This is a genomic window from Acinetobacter sp. ANC 4169, assembly GCF_002135355.1.
GTDB lineage: Bacteria > Pseudomonadota > Gammaproteobacteria > Pseudomonadales > Moraxellaceae > Acinetobacter.
Genome location: NZ_NEGE01000005.1, coordinates 169,503 through 177,346, shown reverse-complemented (window position 1 = coordinate 177,346; position 7,844 = coordinate 169,503). Strand labels below are relative to the sequence as shown.

Sequence of the window (7,844 nt, the reverse complement as noted above, 5' to 3'; positions counted from 1 at the left end):
CACCTAATTTCTGGGCGATTGCAGCTACAGACTCGTGTGAGTTTGAAAGTGCATAATCAATTGCTTGCTGTTTAAATTCTGGACTAAAGCGTTTAGCCATTTTTACATCTCCAAAGTTAACGTTACGTTATCTTTAGAGGGACTACATGTCCATTATTTTGGCTAGGATCAGGGAGGAGCTATGCTTCTTGAAAGACAATGAAATACATGGCAAGTCCCCCTTTGAAAAAGGGGAATTTAGGGGGGGAGATTCAAACCTTATTTAATTTACTTAACCCTGAATCGCCGTGCCATACGCAAACACTTCCACCATGCCGCCTTGCATCCCCATCTCTGTGGTACTTAGGCGTAAGCCCATAATATGGGTGGCGCCGATTTTCTCGGCTTCCAGTTTTAAACGGACAATGGCTTCACGGCGGGCACGTTCAACCACACTTTCATAGCTGGTTAAGCGACCACCAAAAAAATTCTGGATATTGGCAATCACATATTTAAAGTAATCATGGGAAATGACCACATTGCTGCTCACCAGTTGCCCCGGATATGGAGAGGTCGTAAAACGGTTATTGTCCAAGGTGATATAGGCCAAACGCTGTTCTTGTTCATCCAGTTCAGTTAAATGCTTTCTTTCAATATGGCGACCAAAGCCCCAGCCTATCGCAAATAAAATCACAAAAATGACGACTTTTAAAATTACGGCATCCATGGCTTAGCCTTGCGTCGGGAAGGGATCAGGCAATTTTTGAGCATTTGCTTCAACCACCACCGCAGTGCCATAAACAAATAGTTCCGAAGCACCTTGGGCAATATTTGAAGTTGAAAAACGGATCCCCACCACGGCATTTGCACCTAAAGATTTTGCTTTCTCAATCATACGGTTCATGGCTTCCTGACGTGATTCCTCCAGCAGTTCGGTATAGGCTGTCAGTTCACCACCGACAATATTTTTCAGACCTGCCAAAAGGTCACGTCCCACATGTTTACTACGCACAGTGCTGCCATAGACCACATCAATTTGACGGCGAATGGTATGTCCCGGAACAGTTTCTAAATTACTCAGCAGCATTTTTTGATATTCAAATGAAATAGACTCTAGTGAAGATAGAAAATCAGGCTTTAAAAAGCAATAAAAAAGCCTGCATGGTGCAGGCTTTTTTATCACACTTGAACATTACTGAGCGCTGTTTGCCGCTTTACGTTCAGCCGAAGAAGGTGACTGTTGAACGGCATCACCGGTGTTGGCTTTAAGACCGCCGCCCAGTGTTTTATACAATTCAACCTGGTTATTCATGTTGGCCTGTTCAAGCAACAATAAACCTTGTTCAGCTGCATAAGATGCACGTTGTGCATCCAGTACAGTCAGGTAACTGTCAATACCGGCACGGAAGCGGGCATTCGACAGTCGATAAGTAGTATTGGTTGCATCCACCAGACGGCGTTGCGCTGCTAAACGGTCACCAATATTTTGCCGTACTGCCAAGGCATCATTCACTTCGCGGAAAGCGGATTGAATAGATTTTTCATAATCAGACAAGGCAATTTGCTGATCTGTTTCTGAAATCTTGATGTTGGCCTTACGTGTGCCCCAATCGAAGATTGGCAGGTCAATACTTGGACCAATTGACCAGACAAAACCACCCGATTTAAACAGGTCGCTTAAGCTGGTTGACGCATAGCCTGCATTACCGGTCAAACTGATGGTCGGGAACATACGTGCCTTAGCTGCACCGATATTGGCACCTGCTGCAGAAAGTTTATATTCGGCAGCACGCAGGTCAGGACGGTTATTCAGCAAGTCACTTGGTAAGCCTGCACTCAGTGCATTGGATTTACTGATACGGGTTACGCGTTGGCTTGGCAACAGGTTCGCTGGAACCGCTTGACCGACCAGCAGATTCAACAAGTTTTGTGCCTGTGCAATCTGAGTCTTGTAATTAGCAACGTCGTTACGCGCTGTTTCGACAGAAATCTGTGCCTGACGAACAGGAACTTCACTGTCGATGCCGACATCAAAACGTTTTTTGTTGAGGTTATAAGACTCAAGTTGGGCTTTTAATGTTTGGTCTGCAAGTTTTAAATTTGCATTGGCAAACGAGTAGTTCAACCATGCCTGAGCCACTTGACCAATCAGCGCAATCTGAGTGGCATCACGTGCACTCGAAGTTGCCAGGTAAGTGTCTAAAGCATTATCTTTTAAGCTACGAACACGACCCCAGAAATCCAGCTCATAGGCAGTCACACCTAGACCGACATTGTAGCTGGTCATGGCGCCACTGGTGTTGAGCGTGTCTTGACGAAGTACGCTACCACTGGCACCAATGGTTGGAAGCTGGTTGTTTTGGGTGATTTGATACTGTTGCTGCGCACGTTGAATGTTTAAGGTCGAAGTACGCAAGTCACGGTTATTGGCTAGTGCCAGATCAAGCACTTGAAGCAAGCGCTGATCGGCAAAAAAGTCTTTATAACCTTGCTCAGCAATTGAAGGTCCAGAATTAGCAGTTAGATAACCTTGTTCTGGAATATTTGCTTGAGCTACGGGCTCTGGGCCACGCATGCTTTGACATGCAGTCAAAGCAAGCGCAAGTGCAGATACCGCAATGCTACGACCTGAAATAGACCATACCTTTTGCATCACGATGTTTGCTCCTGATCATTTCGTTTTTTAGGTTTGTATTTAAAGATACTTCGAATCCAGACGTAGAACACAGGAATAAAGAAGATACCCAATAAAGTTGAACTGATTACGCCACCCAGTACACCATAACCTACCGAGTGCTGGCTACCTGCGCCGGCACCTGAAGCAATGGCCAGTGGAAGTACACCAAAACCGAAGGCAAGGGTGGTCATAATGATTGGACGTAAACGCATTTTTGCTGCATGCAAGGTGGCTTCAAGTAAAGGCTCGCCTTTATCTTCTTGCAGTTCCTTCGCGAATTCTACAATCAGGATCGCATTCTTCGCGGCCAAACCAATGACGGCGATAATCGCGACCTGGAAGTAAATGTTATTCGACAAGTTTGGATCTTTCAGTAACACCATGCCGAGGAAAGTTAAGCCAATTGCACCGACAATACCTAGAGGAATCACCAACAGTACCGAGAATGGAATAGACCAGCTTTCATACAATGCAGCAAGACACAGGAACACGATTAACATAGAAAGTCCGTATAGACCCGCAGTTTGCGAACCTGCTTCACGTTCTTCTAAAGATAAACCTGTCCATTCATAGTCAAAACCACTCATGCCCATTTGCGGAAGTTTGGCAATGATTTCTTCCATTGCAAGCATCGCATCACCAGAGCTGACGCCCGGTGCAGGGGTACCCTGAATGTTCACCGATGCAATACCGTTATAACGTTCAAGGCGTGGCGAACCATAAGTCCATTCACCCGTTGCAAAAGCAGAGAACGGTACCATTTGTCCCAGGTTATTGCGTACGTACCACTTGTTTAAATCTTCCGGCATCATACGCGCATCAGGTACGGCTTGAACATAGACTTTTTTCACGCGACCGCGGTCAATAAAGTCATTAATGTATGAACCGCCCCAGGCAATACGCATGGTGTTGTTGATTTCAGCAATGCTTACGCCCATAGAGCTGGCTTTTTCGTTATCCACATACACTTTGTATTGTGGCGTATCTTCCTGACCGTTTGGACGTACACCGGCAAGGCGTTTGTCTTGCGCAGCCATACCCAAAATCATGTTACGTGCAGTAATCAGTTTTTCGTGACCGCTACCTGCAGCATCTTTCAACTGTAAGTTAAAGCCGGCAGAAACCCCCAGTTCTGGCATTGCAGGAAGCTGCAACGGCATCACATAAGAAGCATCTTTGGCAATCACGTTCAATGCCATACCACGCTGGATAATGGCACCGATTTGCGATTCAGGAGAGGTACGTTCGCTCCAGTCTTTCAACTTAATGAAGGCTAAACCGGCATTCTGACCGACACCGGTGAAAGAGAAACCTGCGACACTGAATACAGAATCGACATTGGCTTTTTCACCTTCCATAAAGAAGCCATTCATCTGATCAATGACTTTCTCAGTACGGTCAAGTGTGGCATTCGGCGGTAATTGAACCAGTGTCATCACCACACCCTGGTCTTCATTCGGCAGGAATGAGCTTGGCAGGTTCTTGAACATGAACAATAGACCCGCAATCACCACAGCATAAATAACGCCGGCAATCACTTTATGAATCAGCAGTTTGCCAACCCATTTCTGGTAACCGCCCGACATGCGGTCAAAGCTATGGTTAAACCAGCGGAAGAAGCGGGCGAACACACCATTACTTTCCGGCTTGTCTTTATCATGCTGTTTGAGCAAGGTTGCACAAAGGGCAGGGGTAAAAGTCAGGGCAATTGCCAATGACAAAATCATCGCGGTTACAAGCGTGATCGAGAACTGGCGATAAATTACACCGGTCGTCCCGCTAAAGAAGGCCATCGGTACGAATACCGCAGTCAATACTGTGGTAATCCCGACCAAGGCACCCGAAATCTGGCTCATCGACTTTTCAGTCGCACTCACCGGATCGAGATGTTCTTCGGCCATGACCCGTTCAACGTTTTCGACCACCACAATCGCATCATCCACCAGCAGACCAATGGCCAGTACCATGGCAAACATGGTGAGCGTGTTAATCGAGAAGCCAAACAGGTTGATGATGGCAAAAGTACCCAATACCACCACAGGAACTGCCATGGTTGGAATCAGGGTTGCACGCCAGTTCTGCAAGAACAGGAACATCACCAGGAATACCAGGATGATCGCTTCAACTAAAGTGTGAACCACACTTTCAATAGAGAGTTTGATAAATGGAGTAGTATCAAATGCCAGTTGGTCTTTCAGATCACTTGGATAGTTTTTGCGCAGTTGTTGCAAGCGTTCTTCGACAGCTGTTGCTGTGTCGAGTGCATTTGCACCGGTAGCCAACTTAATTGCTACACCACCTGCAGGTTTGCCGTTAAATTTAGAAGTGAACTGATAGTTGTCAGAACCCAATTCAACTTTAGCGACATCACCAACCGTCACTTTTGCACCGGAACCGACATTTTTCAAGAAAATAGAACGGAACTGTTCAGGTGTTTGTAACAGGCTTTGCGCGTTTACAGTCGCATTCAGTACTTGACCTTCAACAGCAGGTGCACCACCCAATTGACCTACGGCAACCTGTGCGTTTTGAGTACGCAGGGCAGCTACTACATCACTTGGAGTCAGTTGATAACTGCTGAGTTTTGCAGGATCCAACCAGATACGCATGGCATAAGAGCCACCAAACACCTGTACTTCACCCACACCTGCCACACGGCTCAGCGGTTCAGAAATATTGGAGTTTACATAGTCTTTAATGTCGGCGTCAGTCATTGAGCCATTCGGTGAATAGAATGCTAAAACTTGCAGGAAGCTGGCACCCGATTTAGTCACCTTGAGGCCCTGACGCTGTACATCTTCAGGCAGTAGCGCAGTTGCAGACTGCAATTTGTTTTGTACCTGAACTTGGGCAATATCGGGATCGATCCCTTGTTCAAAGTTCAAGGCAATCGATGCCTGACCGTTACCCGCACTATTTGAAGAAATATAGCGTAAACCGTCAAGACCGTTCATTTGCTGTTCAATAATTTGGGTCACTGTATTTTCTACAGTTTCAGCAGATGCACCTGGATAAGTCGCCGAAATGCTCACCGTTGGTGGCGCAATAGTCGGATATTGTGCAATGGGCATTTTGCTGAGGGTTAAAACACCCGCCAGCATAATCACCAAGGCAATCACCCATGCAAAGATCGGGCGATGAATAAAAAAGTGAGCCATTTAGTCTACCCCTTACGCATTTGAAGTAGCTTTTTGTTCAGTTTTAGGTTGTGCTTGACCGGCTGGCTGGCCTGCTTTATTTGCTTCTGCTGCAGGTTGACCTGCACCTTGAGGCGCAGCGGCTTGAGGCTGATAAGGCTTCGCAACCACAGTCGCACCTTCTTTCACCTTGGCAATACCATCAACAATCACTTTTTCACCAATTTGTAAGCCCTTGGTCACAATCCAGTCTTTAGCTTGAACGCCGGCAGTTTCTACAGGACGTGTTTCAACCACACCTTTGGCATTCACAACCATGGCAATGGCTTGACCTGTTGGTGTACGGGTAATCGCTGCCTGAGGAATCAGCATGGCATTCGGAATAACACCTTGCACGATTTGCGCAGTCGCATACATACCTGGAAGCAATAAATGATTCGGGTTCTGGAACACCGCGCGTAAAGTTACCGTACCGGTTTCCGGGTTTACACTGGCATCCGAGAATGCAAGACGGCCTTCAACCGGGTAATAGCTGCCATCTTCCAGTTTAAGCTTTACTTTAGTGTTGTTGCTGCTACCCAAGCTGCCTTGATTCAACTGCTGGCGCAAACGCAGTAATTCAGCACTCGACTGGTTAATGTCGACATAAATCGGGTCTAAACGCTGAATAGTCACCAATGGGTTTTCTTGGTTCATTGTTACCAAAGCGCCTGAAGTAACTGTTGAGCGGTTAGTCTGACCAGAAATCGGTGCACGTACAGTTGAGTAGCCCAAGTTGATTTCGGCATTTTTCAAGGTTGCACGGCTCGCATTCAAGGTTGCTTCAGCCAGTTTTACTTGCGCAGCGATATCGTCATATTCTTGTTTTGAAATGGCATTTGTACCGACCAATTGACGGTAACGGCCTTCTTTGACACGTAGAACATTCAGATTTGCTTCAGCGCTGGCAATAGAAGCACGGGCATTATCGACGTTCGCACGGTTTGTGCTGGAATCAATTTGATAAAGTGCCTGACCTTCACGTACATAGCTGCCTTCAGTGAATAGACGCTTAAGAATCACACCACTGGTTTGTGGACGGACTTCAGAAATTTCAAATGCCGTGGTGCGGCCTGAAAGTTCTACAGATTGCTCTACGCTTTGGGGTTGGGCAACAATGACACCAACTTCAGTAGGTGGCATTTTTTGGGCTGCTGCAGCTTGCTGCGCATCCTTAGGATCTTTGCTACAACCAACAAGTGCAATACTTGTTGCTAATGCGCAAGCGGTAAGGGCGGGCGCCCATAGCTTTGCAGACATCATTCTTCCACCTCGATTAGATTATTATCTAAAAACTAATTTGTTTTCGCCCTACTCAATTTGGCATACAGCAGATAAAGTAGTGTGATCCAAATAAAACTTATGCTCCAACCGGCTAAGACATCAGAGAAAAAATGCACGCCAAGGTAAACCCTGGAAATTCCCATAATCAACAACCACATAAAAGCAACAATAACAATGATGTGCTGTTTGGAATGTCGAAGGCTTAGATAAATTGCAAGACAACCCAAGCTAGCGGCATAAACACTATGAGCGCTGGGAAATGCAGCACCATAGCTGTTGACCAGATGATACATTTCGGGTGGGCGAGGTCTTGAAATTACATATTTGAGCAGCCAAACCGTGGCTATACTTCCTATCAGTCCTAAACTAATGAAAATAACATTTGCATATTTTTTATACCAGGCTTGGTGGAAACACCAGACTGTGGTTAAAAATAATACAAATGGCATACCGCCTATAGTCGAAAGTGTGATGAATATCCTATTTAAAGGCAGGCTACGATGCTGGCTCAGCCATTCCGTGATCACCCAGTCGAACTGGTTCAAGGATGGATTTACTAGCATTAAGATGCTGAAAATAAATAAGAAAAATCCTACACCAAGCAACAAGTAAGGCATGTAAGGAACCCGGGTTATGTTAGCCGATTGAAGTATGACTAATTCATGGTTAAAGTGTACTCATCAGTACACTTTATTTCAAGTGTGTGTAAATTATACTAATTTCTTTTT

General features: G+C 45.8%; 6 protein-coding genes. All 6 read right to left on the bottom strand.

The window, feature by feature from the left end; translation table 11 throughout:
- Window positions 1–271: 271 nt before the first annotated feature.
- The 6 genes from B9T26_RS05825 to B9T26_RS05800 all read right to left on the bottom strand — a co-directional run bounded on the left by B9T26_RS05825 (window position 272) and on the right by B9T26_RS05800 (window position 7,733).
- Complete coding sequence (locus B9T26_RS05825) at window positions 272–706, bottom strand: YbjQ family protein (RefSeq protein WP_086198787.1); 435 nt, start codon at window positions 704–706, stop codon at window positions 272–274.
- Between the two features lie 3 nt (window positions 707–709).
- Window positions 710–1,066, bottom strand: coding sequence for a YbjQ family protein (locus B9T26_RS05820; RefSeq protein WP_086198786.1), 357 nt, complete (start codon window positions 1,064–1,066; stop codon window positions 710–712).
- 105 nt (window positions 1,067–1,171) lie between these two features.
- Entirely contained in the window at window positions 1,172–2,632 is a 1,461-nt protein-coding gene (gene adeK, locus B9T26_RS05815; protein WP_086198785.1) for a multidrug efflux RND transporter AdeIJK outer membrane channel subunit AdeK, read from the bottom strand.
- Complete coding sequence (locus B9T26_RS05810) at window positions 2,632–5,814, bottom strand: efflux RND transporter permease subunit (protein WP_086198784.1); 3,183 nt, start codon at window positions 5,812–5,814, stop codon at window positions 2,632–2,634. Before B9T26_RS05810 ends, adeK begins: the two co-directional genes overlap by 1 nt.
- A 12-nt stretch (window positions 5,815–5,826) precedes the next feature.
- Window positions 5,827–7,095 carry an efflux RND transporter periplasmic adaptor subunit gene (locus tag B9T26_RS05805; protein WP_086198783.1) on the bottom strand — a complete coding sequence of 423 codons (1,269 nt, stop codon included), beginning with the start codon at window positions 7,093–7,095 and terminating at the stop codon, window positions 5,827–5,829.
- Between the two features lie 32 nt (window positions 7,096–7,127).
- On the bottom strand, window positions 7,128–7,733 hold the full coding sequence (locus B9T26_RS05800; RefSeq protein ID WP_086198782.1) for a phosphatase PAP2 family protein: 606 nt from the start codon (window positions 7,731–7,733) through the stop codon (window positions 7,128–7,130).
- Window positions 7,734–7,844: the final 111 nt, after the last annotated feature.